The organism is Enterobacter cloacae complex sp. 342H5, from assembly GCF_050030905.1.
Classification (GTDB): Bacteria; Pseudomonadota; Gammaproteobacteria; order Enterobacterales; family Enterobacteriaceae; genus Enterobacter; species Enterobacter intestinihominis.
This window is the reverse complement of record NZ_JBLGVB010000001.1, coordinates 4,243,101-4,257,414: the sequence shown is the minus strand read 5'-3', so window position 1 is coordinate 4,257,414 and position 14,314 is coordinate 4,243,101. Positions and strand designations below refer to the sequence as shown.

General features: G+C 57.0%; 15 protein-coding genes. 12 read left to right on the top strand and 3 right to left on the bottom strand.

What is annotated here, in order from left to right; genetic code table 11:
- Positions 1-79 precede the first annotated feature (79 nt).
- Positions 80-436, top strand: coding sequence for a DUF2500 domain-containing protein (locus ACQG03_RS20395; protein WP_063163689.1), 357 nt, complete (start codon positions 80-82; stop codon positions 434-436).
- 60 nt (positions 437-496) lie between these two features.
- Here ACQG03_RS20395 and ACQG03_RS20390 read toward each other — a convergent pair whose 3' ends face one another.
- Positions 497-778, bottom strand: a complete 282-nt coding sequence (locus ACQG03_RS20390) for a DUF1145 family protein (protein WP_046620682.1) — start codon at positions 776-778, stop codon at positions 497-499.
- Positions 762-1,364 carry a 16S rRNA (guanine(966)-N(2))-methyltransferase gene (gene rsmD, locus ACQG03_RS20385; protein ID WP_022649669.1) on the bottom strand — a complete coding sequence of 201 codons (603 nt, stop codon included), beginning with the start codon at positions 1,362-1,364 and terminating at the stop codon, positions 762-764. Before rsmD ends, ACQG03_RS20390 begins: the two co-directional genes overlap by 17 nt.
- 126 nt (positions 1,365-1,490) lie before the next feature.
- On the opposite strand from rsmD, the gene ftsY reads away from it, so the two are divergent.
- From ftsY to livJ, 6 genes are all read left to right on the top strand, one after another.
- Complete coding sequence (ftsY, locus tag ACQG03_RS20380; protein WP_023298805.1) at positions 1,491-2,951, top strand: signal recognition particle-docking protein FtsY; 1,461 nt, start codon at positions 1,491-1,493, stop codon at positions 2,949-2,951.
- Positions 2,952-2,953: 2 nt separating this feature from the next.
- A complete protein-coding gene (gene ftsE / locus ACQG03_RS20375; protein ID WP_006812284.1) occupies positions 2,954-3,619 on the top strand; it encodes a cell division ATP-binding protein FtsE in 666 nt (221 codons plus the stop codon).
- Positions 3,612-4,667 (top strand): permease-like cell division protein FtsX, encoded by a 1,056-nt coding sequence (gene ftsX / locus ACQG03_RS20370; RefSeq protein ID WP_063163688.1) that lies wholly within the window; start codon positions 3,612-3,614, stop codon positions 4,665-4,667. Before ftsE ends, ftsX begins: the two co-directional genes overlap by 8 nt.
- Positions 4,668-4,917: 250 nt before the next feature.
- Positions 4,918-5,775, top strand: a complete 858-nt coding sequence (gene rpoH / locus ACQG03_RS20365; protein ID WP_000159624.1) for an RNA polymerase sigma factor RpoH — start codon at positions 4,918-4,920, stop codon at positions 5,773-5,775.
- 136 nt (positions 5,776-5,911) lie between these two features.
- Positions 5,912-7,177 (top strand): 4-aminobutyrate--2-oxoglutarate transaminase, encoded by a 1,266-nt coding sequence (locus tag ACQG03_RS20360; RefSeq protein WP_063150760.1) that lies wholly within the window; start codon positions 5,912-5,914, stop codon positions 7,175-7,177.
- Positions 7,178-7,374: 197 nt separating this feature from the next.
- Positions 7,375-8,475 carry a branched chain amino acid ABC transporter substrate-binding protein LivJ gene (gene livJ, locus ACQG03_RS20355; RefSeq protein WP_015571474.1) on the top strand — a complete coding sequence of 367 codons (1,101 nt, stop codon included), beginning with the start codon at positions 7,375-7,377 and terminating at the stop codon, positions 8,473-8,475.
- A 163-nt stretch (positions 8,476-8,638) separates the two neighbouring features.
- On the opposite strand, the gene panM is transcribed toward livJ, so the two are convergent.
- Entirely contained in the window at positions 8,639-9,022 is a 384-nt protein-coding gene (gene panM, locus ACQG03_RS20350) for an aspartate 1-decarboxylase autocleavage activator PanM (RefSeq protein ID WP_022649664.1), read from the bottom strand.
- Between the two features lie 424 nt (positions 9,023-9,446).
- Between panM and livK the strand changes: the two genes are divergently transcribed.
- Genes livK through livF form a run of 5 tightly spaced genes read left to right on the top strand, consistent with a single transcriptional unit; the run spans position 9,447 to position 14,282 of the window.
- Positions 9,447-10,556: a high-affinity branched-chain amino acid ABC transporter substrate-binding protein LivK gene (gene livK, locus ACQG03_RS20345; RefSeq protein ID WP_023307130.1), complete on the top strand. Its 1,110-nt coding sequence runs from the start codon at positions 9,447-9,449 to the stop codon at positions 10,554-10,556.
- Between the two features lie 46 nt (positions 10,557-10,602).
- Positions 10,603-11,529: a high-affinity branched-chain amino acid ABC transporter permease LivH gene (gene livH, locus ACQG03_RS20340; RefSeq protein ID WP_022649662.1), complete on the top strand. Its 927-nt coding sequence runs from the start codon at positions 10,603-10,605 to the stop codon at positions 11,527-11,529.
- Entirely contained in the window at positions 11,526-12,803 is a 1,278-nt protein-coding gene (locus ACQG03_RS20335; protein ID WP_006812275.1) for a high-affinity branched-chain amino acid ABC transporter permease LivM, read from the top strand. Before livH ends, ACQG03_RS20335 begins: the two co-directional genes overlap by 4 nt.
- Positions 12,800-13,567, top strand: coding sequence for a high-affinity branched-chain amino acid ABC transporter ATP-binding protein LivG (gene livG, locus ACQG03_RS20330; protein WP_022649661.1), 768 nt, complete (start codon positions 12,800-12,802; stop codon positions 13,565-13,567). The genes ACQG03_RS20335 and livG overlap by 4 nt, the downstream gene beginning before the upstream one ends.
- Position 13,568: 1 nt before the next feature.
- Complete coding sequence (livF, locus tag ACQG03_RS20325) at positions 13,569-14,282, top strand: high-affinity branched-chain amino acid ABC transporter ATP-binding protein LivF (RefSeq protein ID WP_023298801.1); 714 nt, start codon at positions 13,569-13,571, stop codon at positions 14,280-14,282.
- Positions 14,283-14,314 lie beyond the last annotated feature (32 nt).

Here is a 14,314-nt window from a genome sequence, read left to right as displayed (position 1 = left end):
TAGTGACGCGAGCGGGCGTTTGGCAATGCCGGGGCAGGCGAGGTATCCTGAATTCCGCATAATCTGATGGGATTTTTCAATGAGCAAGATGCCGCTGTTTTTTATTGTCGTGCTGGCGATTATCGTCATTGCCGCCTCGTTTCGCTTCGTGCAGCAGCGCCGTGAGAAGGCCGACAACGATGCCGCGCCGCTGATGCAAAAGCGCGTGGTGGTGACGAACAAGCGCGAGAAACCGCTTAATGACCGCCGATCCCGCCAGCAGCAGGTGACGCCTGCGGGCACAACGATGCGCTATGAAGCGAGCTTTAAGCCGGAAACCGGCGGGCTGGAGATGACCTTCAGACTGGAGGCGCAGCAGTACCACCAGCTGACGGTGGGGGAGAAAGGCACGCTGAGCTACAAAGGGTCGCGTTTTGTAGGTTTTAGGGCTGAATAATGCGCGATCGGTCCCCTCTCCCAGTGGGAGAGGGTTAGGGTGAGGGCATCACACCGCACCTTACTTCTTCACCTGCGTCTTAAACTTCTTCATCCACACCAGCAGCTCAAATACGCCGAAAATAAACACCCGCAGCTGCTGCCAGCCGGTCATCGGTGGGCTATCTTTCGGCAGTCCGTTTTTCAGCATCACCATCTGCAAGGCATGCATGAACGCGGTGAAAATCAGCGCCACGTTAATGAAGATATTCAGCGGACGCGGGAACGGGTGCACCAGATTCAAAATCAAAAATGCCCAGACGCCCAGCATCAGCAAGCGCCCTACGTTAATCAGTACTGGCATCGGATCCTCCTTGTGCCTGACGGTGATACAGACGATAAGCCACCTGGCCGGCGACCTTCTCGCGGTGCAGATCCCAGTGAACGGGAACGGGCGGCAGACCATTTTCCACTTCGCTTTCAACGTAAATCAGCGCGTCGTCTGCCAGCCAGCCATTTTTTTCCAGCAACGATAATGTCTCTTCCAGCAGCCCTTTACGGAACGGCGGGTCAACAAACACCACGTTGAACGGCGTCCCCTGTTGCGCGAGGAAGCTCAGCGTGTTGGTATTCACCACTTTGGCGTTGGTTGCTTTCAGCGTAGCCAAATTTTGCTGCAACGTCTGCGCGACGCCGCGCTCCATCTCCAGCAGCGTGGCGCTCGCAGCATAGCGCGACAGCGCTTCCAGCCCTAATGCACCGCTTCCGGCGAAGCAGTCCAGGCAATGGGCGTCTACCATTGACGGGGCGAGCCAGTTAAACAGCGTCTCGCGAACGCGGTCCGTGGTAGGGCGTAAACCGGGGCTGTCCGGCACCGGTAATTTCCGGCCTCGCCACTGACCGCCGATAATGCGAATTTGACCGGCCGGGGCGCGGGTGGGTTTCTTCATCTCAGGAAAGCTCTGTTAACAATGCCCTGCGATTGCGGGCGGTGATGTCAATTAAGTAAAGTGTTAGACTATTTCATCATTTTTTTAGCTTCCCTGTATATAGCGCCGCGAGGAGTGTAGTCGCAGATGGCAAAACAAAAAAAACGTGGCTTCTTTTCCTGGTTGGGTTTCGGTGAAAAAGAGCAAGAAACAGAACAGAAAACCGAAGAACAGCAGGTTGTAGAAGAGCAGTCACAGCCTGAAACGCCTGTCGAAACCGCTGCGGTTGTCGAAGCGGAAGAGCCAGCCCACAGCAAAGAAGAGATTGAATCCTTTGCCGAAGAGGTGGTTGAGGTTACCGAACAGGTTCAGGAGAGCGAAAAACCAGAGCCGGTTATCGTTGAAACCCTTACCGAAGCGCCGCAGGCCGCTATCGAACACGAAGCGCTGCCGCTGCCGGAAGAGGTGAAAGCTGAAGAGGTTTCTGCCGAAGAGTGGCAGGCCGAAGCGGAAACCGTTGAAATTGTTGAGGCGGTGGAAGAAGAAGCGGCCCTTGAGCCAGAGCTGACCGACGAAGAGCTGGAGGCCCAGGCGCTGGCGGCGGAAGCGGCTGAAGAAGCGGTCATCGTCGTGCCGGTGGAAGAGCAGGCCGAAGAAGAGATCGTTCAGGAGCAGGAAAAACCGACCAAAGAAGGTTTCTTCGCGCGCCTGAAGCGCAGCCTGCTCAAAACCAAAGAAAACTTAGGTTCCGGATTTATCAGTCTGTTCCGCGGCAAGAAGATCGACGACGATCTGTTTGAGGAGCTGGAAGAGCAACTGCTGATTGCGGACGTGGGCGTGGAAACCACCCGGAAAATCATCGCCAACCTGACCGAAGGGGCGAACCGCAAACAGCTGCGTGACGCCGAGGCGCTGTACGGCCTGCTGAAAGACGAGATGGGTGAAATTCTCGCAAAAGTTGACGAACCGCTTAATATTGAAGGCAAAATGCCCTTTGTTATTCTGATGGTTGGCGTCAACGGCGTGGGTAAAACCACCACCATCGGCAAGCTGGCGCGCCAGTTTGAGCAGCAGGGCAAATCGGTGATGCTGGCGGCGGGCGATACCTTCCGTGCGGCAGCGGTGGAACAGCTCCAGGTGTGGGGCCAGCGCAACAATATTCCGGTCATTGCCCAGCACACCGGCGCGGATTCCGCGTCCGTGATTTTCGATGCCATCCAGGCGGCGAAGTCGCGTAACGTGGACGTGCTGATTGCAGATACCGCAGGGCGTTTGCAGAACAAATCGCACCTGATGGAAGAGCTGAAGAAAATCGTTCGCGTCATGAAGAAGCTGGACGAAGATGCACCGCATGAAATTATGCTGACTATCGACGCCAGCACCGGACAGAACGCCATCAGCCAGGCGAAGCTGTTCAATGAAGCGGTAGGACTGACCGGGATCACGCTGACCAAGCTGGACGGCACCGCGAAAGGCGGGGTGATCTTCTCCGTGGCCGACCAGTTCGGCATTCCTATCCGTTATATCGGTGTGGGCGAGCGTATTGAGGATTTACGTCCGTTTAAAGCGGACGACTTTATTGAGGCACTATTTGCCCGAGAGGACTAACAATGATTCGCTTTGAACACGTCAGCAAGGCCTATCTCGGCGGGAGACAAGCGCTACAGGGGGTAACATTCCACCTCCAGCCAGGCGAGATGGCATTCCTGACCGGCCATTCCGGCGCGGGGAAAAGTACCCTGCTCAAGCTGATCTGTGGGATCGAGCGGCCAAGTGCCGGGAAAATCTGGTTCAGCGGCCATGAAATTAGCCGTCTTAAGAACCGTGAAGTGCCGTTCCTGCGTCGTCAGATTGGCATGATTTTCCAGGATCACCACCTGCTGATGGATCGCACGGTTTTCGATAACGTCGCGATCCCGCTAATTATTGCCGGCGCCAGTTACGATGATATCCGCCGTCGCGTTTCGGCGGCACTGGATAAGGTCGGGCTGCTGGACAAAGCGAAGAACTTCCCGATCCAGCTCTCCGGCGGTGAGCAGCAGCGCGTGGGCATCGCCCGTGCGGTGGTGAACAAGCCTGCCGTCTTGCTGGCGGATGAACCGACCGGTAACCTGGACGATGCCCTCTCTGAAGGGATCCTGCGTCTGTTTGAGGAATTTAACCGCGTGGGGGTCACGGTACTGATGGCGACGCACGACATGGGGCTTATCTCACGCCGTTCGTACCGCATGCTGACCCTGAGCGACGGGCATTTGCACGGAGGCCACGGTGAATAAGCGTGATGCAATGAACCAGATTCGGCAGTTCAGCAACCGGTTTGACCGTTTCCGCAAGCCTCAGGGCGGCGGGGACGGCAATCGCCATGCGCCTAAGCGTGCCAAAGCGACACCGAAACCGAACTCCCGTAAAACCAACGTCTTCAACGAACAGGTGCGCTACGCCTTCCAGGGCGCGTTGCAGGATCTAAAAAGCAAACCGCTGGCGACGTTCCTGACGGTGATGGTGATTGCCATCTCCCTGACGCTGCCCAGCGTCTGCTACATGGTTTACAAAAACGTGAGCCAGGCGGCGTCCCAGTACTATCCGTCGCCGCAGATTACCGTTTATCTGGATAAAGCCCTCGACGATAACGCTGCGGCTCAGGTAGTGGGGCAGATTCAGGCCGAGCAGGGCGTGGAGAAAGTGAACTATCTTTCCCGCGATGAAGCGCTGGGCGAATTCCGCAACTGGTCCGGGTTCGGCGGCGCGCTGGATATGCTGGAAGAGAACCCGCTGCCCGCCGTGGCGGTGGTGATCCCGAAGCTCGATTTCCAGGGCACCGATTCGCTCAACACCCTGCGCGACCGCATTACCCGCATCAATGGGATTGATGAAGTGCGCATGGACGACAGCTGGTTTGCCCGTCTTGCCGCCCTGACCGGGCTGGTGGGGCGCGTATCGGCGATGATCGGCGTGCTGATGGTGGCGGCGGTGTTCCTCGTCATCGGTAACAGCGTGCGCCTGAGCATCTTCGCCCGTCGCGATACCATCAACGTGCAGAAACTGATTGGCGCAACGGATGGTTTCATCCTCCGCCCGTTCCTCTATGGCGGCGCGTTATTAGGTTTTTCTGGTGCATTTCTTTCATTGATTTTGTCAGAAATTTTGGTGATGCGGCTGTCGTCTGCCGTCACCGAGGTGGCGCAGGTTTTCGGTACGAAGTTTGATATCAGTGGCTTAGGGTTCGATGAGTGCCTGCTGTTGCTGCTGGTCTGCTCCATGATCGGCTGGGTGGCGGCATGGCTGGCAACGGTTCAACATTTACGCCACTTTACTCCCGACTAATAAAAGCGTGATATAATCTTTCCCTGCACCGAGATGTTCGCTTGCAGGGAAAGCGTCCCTGTTGTCTCTTCCCCTGTAATCAACTTCATGTCACATTTTGTGCGTAATTTATTCACTGTTGCACCTGGAACTTGTGGATAAAATCACTGTCTGATAAAAGAGTGAATGCTAATCTCGTTGCTCAAACGCTTTGGCATGGTTGTTGCCTGACGGGGACAACCTGGACCAGAAGAAACATTGAGAGGAATGAATGACCAAAGAAATGCAAACTTTAGCTTTAGCCCCTGTTGGTAACCTGGAATCTTACATCCGGGCTGCGAACACCTGGCCGATGTTAACGGCTGAGGAAGAAAAGGAGCTTGCTGAAAAGCTGCATTACCAGGGCGATCTGGAAGCAGCTAAAACGCTGATCCTGTCTCACCTGCGCTTTGTTGTTCACGTTGCTCGTAATTATGCGGGCTACGGCCTGCCGCAGGCGGACCTGATTCAGGAAGGTAACATTGGCCTGATGAAGGCGGTACGTCGCTTCAACCCGGAAGTGGGTGTGCGACTCGTCTCCTTCGCCGTGCACTGGATCAAAGCGGAAATTCACGAATACGTCCTGCGTAACTGGCGTATTGTGAAAGTCGCTACGACGAAAGCGCAGCGCAAACTGTTCTTCAACCTGCGTAAAACCAAGCAGCGTCTGGGCTGGTTCAACCAGGATGAAGTGGAAATGGTGGCGCGCGAGCTGGGCGTTTCCAGCAAAGACGTCCGCGAGATGGAATCCCGTATGGCCGCGCAGGACATGACGTTTGATATGTCTGCCGACGACGATGCCTCCGACAGCCAGCCGATGGCCCCGGTCCTGTATCTGCAGGATAAAACCTCTAACTTTGCTGACGGCATTGAAGAGGATAACTGGGAAGACCAGGCGGCAAACAAGCTGACCTTCGCGATGGAAGGCCTCGACGAGCGTAGCCAGGATATCATCCGTGCCCGCTGGCTGGACGAAGATAACAAGTCCACGTTGCAGGAACTGGCCGACCGCTACGGCGTCTCCGCTGAACGTGTGCGTCAGCTTGAGAAGAACGCCATGAAAAAACTTCGCGCCGCTATCGAAGCGTAATTTCCTCGAAGTACACCGAGAACCCCTGGATGAGAGTCTGGGGGTTTTGTTTTTTTAGCGCCCGCTCTGGCGAATTTCTTCCCCCTGGCAAACACTTACTGATGCGCTAAGCAGGCGATTTTCAGAGGGTGACAGGGTGAAAAATAACGAACTGAACGACCGGCGTTTACAGGCGACGCCGCGCGGTATCGGCGTCATGTGTAACTTCTATGCCGATAAAGCCGAAAACGCCACGGTGTGGGATGTAGAAGGTAACGAGTATATTGATTTTGCCGCCGGGATCGCCGTGCTGAATACCGGGCATCGCCATCCTAAAGTTATCGCCGCCATCGAAAAACAGCTTCATGCCTTTACCCATACCGCTTACCAGATCGTCCCCTATGAAGGTTATGTGGCGCTTGCCGAGCGCATCAACCAGCGCGTACCCATAGAGGGGCCAGCCAAAACCGCCTTTTTCTCAACCGGTGCAGAAGCGGTCGAAAACGCGGTGAAAATTGCCCGCGCGTACACCAGACGTCCCGGCCTTATCACCTTCGGCGGTGCGTTCCACGGCCGTACCTTTATGACCATGGCGCTGACCGGCAAAGTGGCGCCCTATAAGCTCGGCTTCGGCCCGTTCCCCGGCTCGGTGTACCACGCGCAATTCCCCAACAACCTGCACGGCGTCAGTACCGCCGAAGCGTTAAAAAGCCTGGAGCGCATCTTCAAAGCCGATATCGCGCCCGATCAGGTGGCGGCAATCATTATTGAACCGGTTCAGGGCGAGGGCGGATTCAACGTCGCGCCCGCTGATTTTATGCAGGCGCTGCGTGCCCTGTGCGATACCCACGGGATTTTACTGATTGCCGACGAAGTGCAAACCGGCTTCGCCCGTACCGGCAAGCTATTCTCCATGGAAAACCACTGCGTGAAGCCCGATCTGATCACCATGGCGAAAAGCCTGGCGGGCGGAATGCCGCTCTCTGCCGTCTCTGGCCGGGCAGAGGTGATGGACGCGCCCGCTCCGGGCGGACTGGGCGGCACCTACGCGGGTAACCCGCTGGCGATTGCGGCGGCCCATGCGGTGCTGGACGTGATTGACGAGGAAGATCTCTGCACGCGCGCGTCTCATCTCGGCCATCATCTTGTCGAGGTGCTGAATAAAGCGAAGGATGGCTGTCCCTGGATCGCCGATATCCGTGGACAGGGCTCGATGGTGGCGGTGGAATTTACCGATCCGCAAACCGGACTGCCGTCGCCGGAATTTACCCGTCAGGTTCAGGAACGCGCGTTAAACGAAGGGCTGCTGCTTTTGAGTTGCGGCGTCTACGGCAACGTTATCCGCTTCCTCTACCCGCTCACCATCCCCGAAGCGCAGTTCCGTAAAGCGCTGGATATTATTTCCGCCTCGCTGACACGATAAAGCCAAAAGCCCGGCTCAAATGACAGTCGGGCTTATCATATTTTCATTTCAAATTAGCTATTCCAAAATCATAAAAATGGGGTATGTTTTAGCAGAGTATGCTGAAAAAGCGCGAACAGCACGCCTATAATTGAAATAAAGCGCTACACAACAACATCACAACAATCGTTATAACCATAATAATGGGGAATCTCAGGATGAACATGAAGGGTAAAGCGTTACTGGCAGGATGTATCGCGTTGGCATTCAGCACTATGGCGCAGGCCGATATTAAAGTGGCCGTGGTGGGCGCGATGTCCGGTCCGGTAGCACAGTACGGCGACCAGGAATTTACGGGCGCGGAACAGGCGGTTGCAGACATTAATGCTAAGGGCGGCATCAAGGGCGAAAAGCTGCAAATCGTAAAATATGACGATGCCTGTGACCCGAAACAGGCGGTCGCGGTGGCGAACAAAGTGGTAAACGACGGGATCAAATACGTTATCGGTCACCTGTGCTCCTCTTCCACCCAGCCCGCGTCTGACATCTACGAAGACGAAGGCATTCTGATGATCACGCCGGCTGCGACGGCACCAGAGCTGACCGCGCGCGGCTATAAGCTGATCCTGCGTACCACCGGTCTGGACTCCGATCAGGGGCCAACCGCCGCGAAATACATCGTGGAAAAAGTGAAGCCGCAGCGCATCGCGATTGTTCATGACAAACAGCAGTACGGCGAAGGCCTGGCCCGTGCGGTGCAGGATAACCTGAAAAAAGCGAATGCCAACGTGGTGTTCTTTGACGGTATCACCGCCGGTGAGAAAGACTTCTCGACTCTGGTAGCGCGTCTGAAGAAAGAGAATATCGATTTCGTTTATTACGGCGGCTACCACCCGGAAATGGGGCAGATCCTGCGTCAGGCGCGTGCGGCGGGTCTGAAGACACAGTTCATGGGGCCAGAAGGCGTGGCGAACGTTTCCCTGTCTAACATCGCGGGTGAGTCTGCTGAAGGGCTGCTGGTGACCAAACCGAAAAACTACGACCAGGTGCCTGCGAACAAACCTGTTGTAGATGCCATCAAGGCGAAGAAACAGGATCCAAGCGGTGCGTTCGTCTGGACCACTTACGCAGCGTTGCAGTCTCTGCAAGCGGGCCTGAACCAGTCAGCCGATCCGGCGGAGATTGCCACCTGGCTGAAAGCGAACTCGGTGGAAACCGTGATGGGGCCGCTGTCCTGGGATGAGAAGGGCGACCTGAAGGGCTTCGAGTTCGGCGTGTTTGACTGGCATGCCAACGGCACGGCGACAGACGCCAAATAAAAGCAAAAAGGCAACGTAAGTTGCCTTTTTTAATGTTTTCTCCCTCTCCCCGTGGGAGAGGGCCGGGGTGAGGGCATCAGGCCGCACAGCCCCGCTTTTGCCCGGTGGCGCTTCGCTTACCGGGCCTACAATGAGCACCTCGCAGCCGCCACCCGGCTTTCTTTTAGCGCTTCTCCCACCCGTTCGCCTGCGCCGTAAACCCTAACGCCTGCATAAACGCCGCCATTACGCCGCGATCCTCTACGCCCACGTCGGCCATCCACCAGGAGGTCACGCTCGGGTTTTCGCGGATCACCTCTTCAATCAAATACTGCCCGACCCCGCGACGACGGGTCACGTCGCGCACGCGCAGGGAGTCCAGCGCCCCTTCCGTGCCGCTCAGCGTTACGCGGACGGCGGCCAGCAGGCGCTCGTTAAAGCGCGCGGCATAGATGCGGTGGTTCTCATCTACGGCCAGCGATGAAGAGGAATATTCCGGCCAGATCTTGCCCAGGTCGATATGATCCTGGTCGCTAAAGGTCACCAGACGCACGATAGTCAGTTTCATTAGCTGCTTGTCCAAATCAAAAAGAGTACGGCCAGTGTACTCAATTTAATTGCTCAGGCACTTTCTCTTTTTCTTCCCATTTACCAGGTGATTAGTTTTTTGGCAACGCGATGGGCAGTTTGAAAACACATGGATCGAAAAATAAGCAGAATTTTAACCTGAATGGTAGTGATTTATTCGGCGCTTTGTACCGTTATTTTATGCTGCAAACTGCGCTTTTATTTGTTTATCTCCGTCTGATTTCAGAATATTATCTTTGCTTAATCGCCTGAAAAATAGAGATATTAGTCTGGTTTTTGTTAAAAACCTGCGCTAAACCATTAAAGGCACTGGTAAAAATAGCGTTGTTCATTAAAAGTACAGAATGCTTTTTAACCATAATAAAACAAAATATAAACATCACTTCACGAATGGGGATTCTGAGATGAAAAGGAACGCGAAGACGTTAATCGCGGGGATGGTCGCACTGTCGATCTCGCATGCCGCTATGGCAGACGACATTAAAGTTGCGGTAGTGGGTGCGATGTCCGGCCCCGTTGCCCAGTGGGGCGATATGGAGTTCAACGGCGCGCGTCAGGCCATCAAAGATATCAATGCTAAAGGCGGCATCAAAGGCGACAAGCTGGTGGGCGTGGAGTATGACGACGCCTGCGATCCAAAACAGGCCGTCGCGGTCGCCAACAAAATCGTTAACGACGGTATCCAGTACGTCATCGGGCACCTGTGTTCCTCCTCCACGCAGCCTGCGTCTGATATCTACGAAGACGAAGGCATCCTGATGATCACCCCGGGCGCCACCAACCCGGAACTGACCCAGCGCGGTTACCAGCACATTATGCGTACCGCCGGTCTGGACTCCTCGCAGGGGCCAACCGCCGCCAAATACATCCTCGAAACCGTTAAGCCACAGCGCATTGCCATCATTCATGACAAACAGCAGTACGGTGAAGGCCTGGCGCGCTCCGTACAGGACGGCCTGAAAAAAGGCGGGGCGAATATCGTCTTCTTCGACGGCATTACCGCCGGTGAGAAAGACTTCTCCGCGCTGATCGCCCGCCTGCAAAAAGAGAATATCGACTTCGTTTACTACGGCGGCTACTACCCGGAAATGGGGCAGATGTTGCGCCAGGCGCGCGCCACCGGTCTGAAAACCCAGTTTATGGGGCCAGAGGGCGTCGGTAATGCCTCCCTGTCGAACATCGCGGGCGATTCTGCCGAAGGCATGCTGGTGACGATGCCAAAACGCTATGACCAGGATCCGGCGAATAAAGCTATCGTGGATGCGCTCAAGGCACAGAAGAAAGATCCGAGTGGCCCATACGTCTGGATCACCTACGCGGCCGTGCAGTCTCTGGCAACGGCCATGGATCGTACCGGCAGCAAAGAGCCGCTGGATCTGGTGAAAGATTTAAAAGCACACGGGGCGAACACCGTGATTGGGCCGCTGAACTGGGATGAGAAAGGCGATCTGAAGGGATTTGAATTTGGTGTCTTTAAGTGGCACGCCGACGGGTCTTCCTCGGTCGCCAGATAATCATCCCACCGCCCGGCTCACCGGGCGGGTATAAAAAGGTTTGCATATGTCCGAGCAGTTTCTCTACTTTTTGCAGCAGATGTTTAACGGCGTCACGCTGGGAAGCACCTACGCGCTGATCGCCATCGGCTACACGATGGTTTACGGCATTATCGGCATGATCAACTTCGCCCACGGCGAGGTGTACATGATCGGTAGCTACGTCTCTTTTATGATCATCGCCGCGCTGATGATGATGGGCATCGACAGCAGCTGGCTGCTGGTGGCCGCCGGGTTTGTCGGCGCGATTGTGATCGCCAGCGCCTACGGCTGGAGTATCGAACGGGTAGCCTACCGGCCGGTGCGCAGCTCCAAGCGCCTGATCGCGCTGATCTCCGCCATCGGGATGTCCATTTTCCTGCAAAACTACGTCAGCCTGACCGAAGGTTCACGCGACGTGGCGCTGCCAAGCCTGTTTAACGGCCAGTGGATTGTGGGGGCCAGCGAAAACTTCTCCGCCTCTGTCACCACCATGCAGCTGGTTATCTGGATTGTGACCTTCCTGGCGATGCTGGCCCTGACCGTTTTCATCCGCTACTCCCGCATGGGACGCGCCTGCCGCGCCTGCGCGGAAGACCTGAAGATGGCGAGCTTGCTCGGGATCAACACCGACCGCGTGATTGCCCTGACCTTCGTGATCGGTGCAGCGATGGCGGCGGTGGCGGGCGTGTTGCTCGGCCAGTTCTACGGCGTAATCAACCCGTACATCGGCTTTATGGCCGGGATGAAAGCCTTCACCGCCGCGGTACTGGGCGGTATCGGCAGCATTCCGGGCGCGATGATTGGCGGCCTGATTTTGGGCGTGGCCGAAGCGCTCTCCTCGGCGTACCTGAGCACCGAATATAAAGATGTGGTGTCGTTTGCCCTGCTGATTCTGGTTCTGCTGGTGATGCCTACCGGTATTCTGGGCCGTCCGGAGGTAGAGAAAGTATGAAACCGATGCATTTTGCGATGGCGCTGCTTTCTGCCGCCATGTTCTTCGTCCTGGCGGGCGTCTTTATGGGCGTCCAGTTAGGGCTGGACGGCACGAAGCTGGTGGTGGATACCGCCCCCGATATCCGCTGGCAGTGGGTGTTTATCGGTACTGGCGTGGTGTTCCTGTTCCAGCTGCTGCGTCCGCTGTTCCAGAAGACGCTGAAGAACGTCTCCGGGCCGAAATTCGTCCTGCCGGCGATCGACGGTACAACCGTGAAGCAGAAGCTGTTCCTTGTGGCGCTGCTGGTGGCTGCCGTGGCGTGGCCGTTTATGGTATCGCGCGGGACGGTGGATATTGCCACCCTGACCATGATCTACGTGATTCTGGGGCTAGGTCTGAACGTGGTGGTGGGGCTGTCTGGCCTGCTGGTGCTGGGCTACGGCGGGTTCTACGCCATCGGCGCGTACACCTTCGCGCTGCTGAACCATTATTACGGCCTCGGCTTCTGGACCTGTTTGCCGCTGGCGGGGCTGGTCTCTGCCGCCGCGGGCTTCCTGCTCGGCTTCCCGGTGCTGCGCCTGCGCGGTGACTACCTGGCGATTGTGACCTTAGGCTTCGGCGAAATCGTCCGTATCCTGCTGCTCAACAATACCGAAGTGACCGGCGGTCCGAACGGCATCAGCCAGATCCCGAAACCGACCTTCTTCGGCCTGGAGTTCAGCCGTACCGCCCGCGAAGGCGGCTGGGATACCTTCAGCAACTTCTTTGGCATCAAATACGACCCGTCCGACCGCGTGATCTGGCTCTACCTGGTGGCGCTGCTGCTGGTGGTGATTACCCTGTTCGTGATCAACCGTCTGCTGCGCATGCCGCTGGGCCGCGCATGGGAAGCGCTGCGTGAGGATGAGATCGCCTGCCGTTCCCTGGGCCTGAATCCGACCCGTATCAAGCTGACCGCGTTTACCATCAGCGCCGCGTTTGCCGGTTTCGCCGGAACGCTGTTTGCCGCGCGTCAGGGCTTCGTCAGCCCGGAATCGTTCACCTTTGCCGAATCGGCCTTCGTGCTGGCGATTGTGGTGCTCGGCGGGATGGGTTCCCAGTTCGCCGTGATCCTCGCGGCCATCCTGCTGGTGGTCTCGCGCGAGCTGATGCGCGACTTTAACGAATACAGCATGCTGATGCTGGGTGGCTTGATGGTGCTGATGATGATCTGGCGTCCGCAGGGCTTGCTGCCGATGACGCGTCCACAGCTGAAGCTTAAGAGCGCGGAAGCGAAAGGAGAGCAGGCATGAGTCAGCCATTATTATCCGTTAACGGTCTGATGATGCGTTTTGGTGGCCTGCTGGCGGTCAACAATGTGAATCTGGATCTGCACAAGAAAGAGATTGTCTCCCTGATTGGCCCGAACGGCGCAGGGAAAACCACAGTATTCAACTGCCTGACCGGTTTTTACAAGCCGACAGGTGGCACCATCATGCTGCGCGACCAGCACCTCGAAGGGCTACCGGGCCAGCAGATTGCCCGCATGGGCGTGGTGCGTACCTTCCAGCACGTGCGTCTGTTCCGGGAGATGACGGTGATTGAGAACCTGCTGGTGGCGCAACATCAGCAACTCAAAACCGGCCTCTTTTCCGGCCTGCTGAAAACCCCGGCCTTCCGCCGCGCGCAGGAGGAGGCGCTCGATCGCGCCGCCACCTGGCTCGACCGTATCGGCCTGCTCCAGCACGCCAACCGTCAGGCGAGCAACCTCGCCTACGGTGACCAGCGTCGCCTTGAGATCGTGCGCTGCATGGTGACCCAGCCGGAGATCCTGATGCTCGACGAACCGGCGGCGGGCCTTAACCCGAAAGAGACCAAAGAGCTGGACGAGCTGATTGCCGAGCTTCGCGATCATCACGACACCACCATCCTGCTGATTGAGCACGACATGAAGCTGGTGATGGGCATTTCGGACCGTATCTACGTGGTTAACCAGGGCACGCCGCTGGCAAACGGCACGCCGGAAGAGATCCGCAGCAACCCGGACGTGATCCGCGCATACCTTGGTGAGGCATAAGATGGAAAAAGCGATGTTAACGTTCGACAAGGTCAATGCGCACTACGGCAAGATCCAGGCGCTGCACGACGTCAGCCTGCATATCAATCAGGGCGAAATCGTCACCCTGATTGGCGCCAACGGCGCGGGGAAAACCACGCTGCTCGGCACCCTGTGCGGCGATCCGCGCGCCACCAGCGGGCGGATTGTGTTTGACGGCAAAGATATTACCGACTGGCAGACGGCTAAAATTATGCGTGAAGCGGTAGCGATCGTCCCGGAAGGGCGTCGCGTGTTCTCGCGCATGACGGTCGAAGAGAACCTGGCGATGGGCGGTTTCTTCGCCCACCGGGATGAATACCAGACCCGCATCAAATGGGTATACGAACTCTTCCCGCGCCTGTGGGAGCGGCGAATTCAGCGCGCGGGCACCATGTCCGGCGGGGAGCAACAGATGCTGGCGATTGGCCGCGCGCTGATGAGCCAGCCGCGTCTGCTGCTGCTGGATGAACCGTCGCTCGGGCTGGCGCCTATCATCATTCAGCAGATTTTCGACACCATCGAGCAGCTGCGCAAAGAGGGGATGACCATCTTCCTCGTCGAGCAGAACGCCAACCAGGCGCTGAAGCTCGCTGACCGTGGCTACGTGCTGGAGAACGGCCGCGTGGTGCTCTCCGATACCGGCGATGCGCTGCTGGCGAACGAAGCGGTGCGGAGCGCGTATTTGGGCGGCTAATTGCATTTCCCCCTCACCCTAACCCTCTCCCT

What these genes read in the sequence shown, in the direction of transcription:
- ACQG03_RS20395 (WP_063163689.1), top strand. Translation starts at nt 80, where the DNA reads ATGAGCAAGATGCCGCTGTTTTTTATTGTCGTGCTGGCGATTATCGTC.
- ftsE (WP_006812284.1), top strand. Translation starts at nt 2,954, where the DNA reads ATGATTCGCTTTGAACACGTCAGCAAGGCCTATCTCGGCGGGAGACAA.
- livF (WP_023298801.1), top strand. Translation starts at nt 13,569, where the DNA reads ATGGAAAAAGCGATGTTAACGTTCGACAAGGTCAATGCGCACTACGGC.
- ACQG03_RS20335 (WP_006812275.1), top strand. Translation starts at nt 11,526, where the DNA reads ATGAAACCGATGCATTTTGCGATGGCGCTGCTTTCTGCCGCCATGTTC.
- livH (WP_022649662.1), top strand. Translation starts at nt 10,603, where the DNA reads ATGTCCGAGCAGTTTCTCTACTTTTTGCAGCAGATGTTTAACGGCGTC.
- rsmD (WP_022649669.1), bottom strand. Translation starts at nt 1,364, where the DNA reads ATGAAGAAACCCACCCGCGCCCCGGCCGGTCAAATTCGCATTATCGGC.
- livG (WP_022649661.1), top strand. Translation starts at nt 12,800, where the DNA reads ATGAGTCAGCCATTATTATCCGTTAACGGTCTGATGATGCGTTTTGGT.
- panM (WP_022649664.1), bottom strand. Translation starts at nt 9,022, where the DNA reads ATGAAACTGACTATCGTGCGTCTGGTGACCTTTAGCGACCAGGATCAT.
- ACQG03_RS20390 (WP_046620682.1), bottom strand. Translation starts at nt 778, where the DNA reads ATGCCAGTACTGATTAACGTAGGGCGCTTGCTGATGCTGGGCGTCTGG.
- rpoH (WP_000159624.1), top strand. Translation starts at nt 4,918, where the DNA reads ATGACCAAAGAAATGCAAACTTTAGCTTTAGCCCCTGTTGGTAACCTG.
- livK (WP_023307130.1), top strand. Translation starts at nt 9,447, where the DNA reads ATGAAAAGGAACGCGAAGACGTTAATCGCGGGGATGGTCGCACTGTCG.
- ftsY (WP_023298805.1), top strand. Translation starts at nt 1,491, where the DNA reads ATGGCAAAACAAAAAAAACGTGGCTTCTTTTCCTGGTTGGGTTTCGGT.
- livJ (WP_015571474.1), top strand. Translation starts at nt 7,375, where the DNA reads ATGAACATGAAGGGTAAAGCGTTACTGGCAGGATGTATCGCGTTGGCA.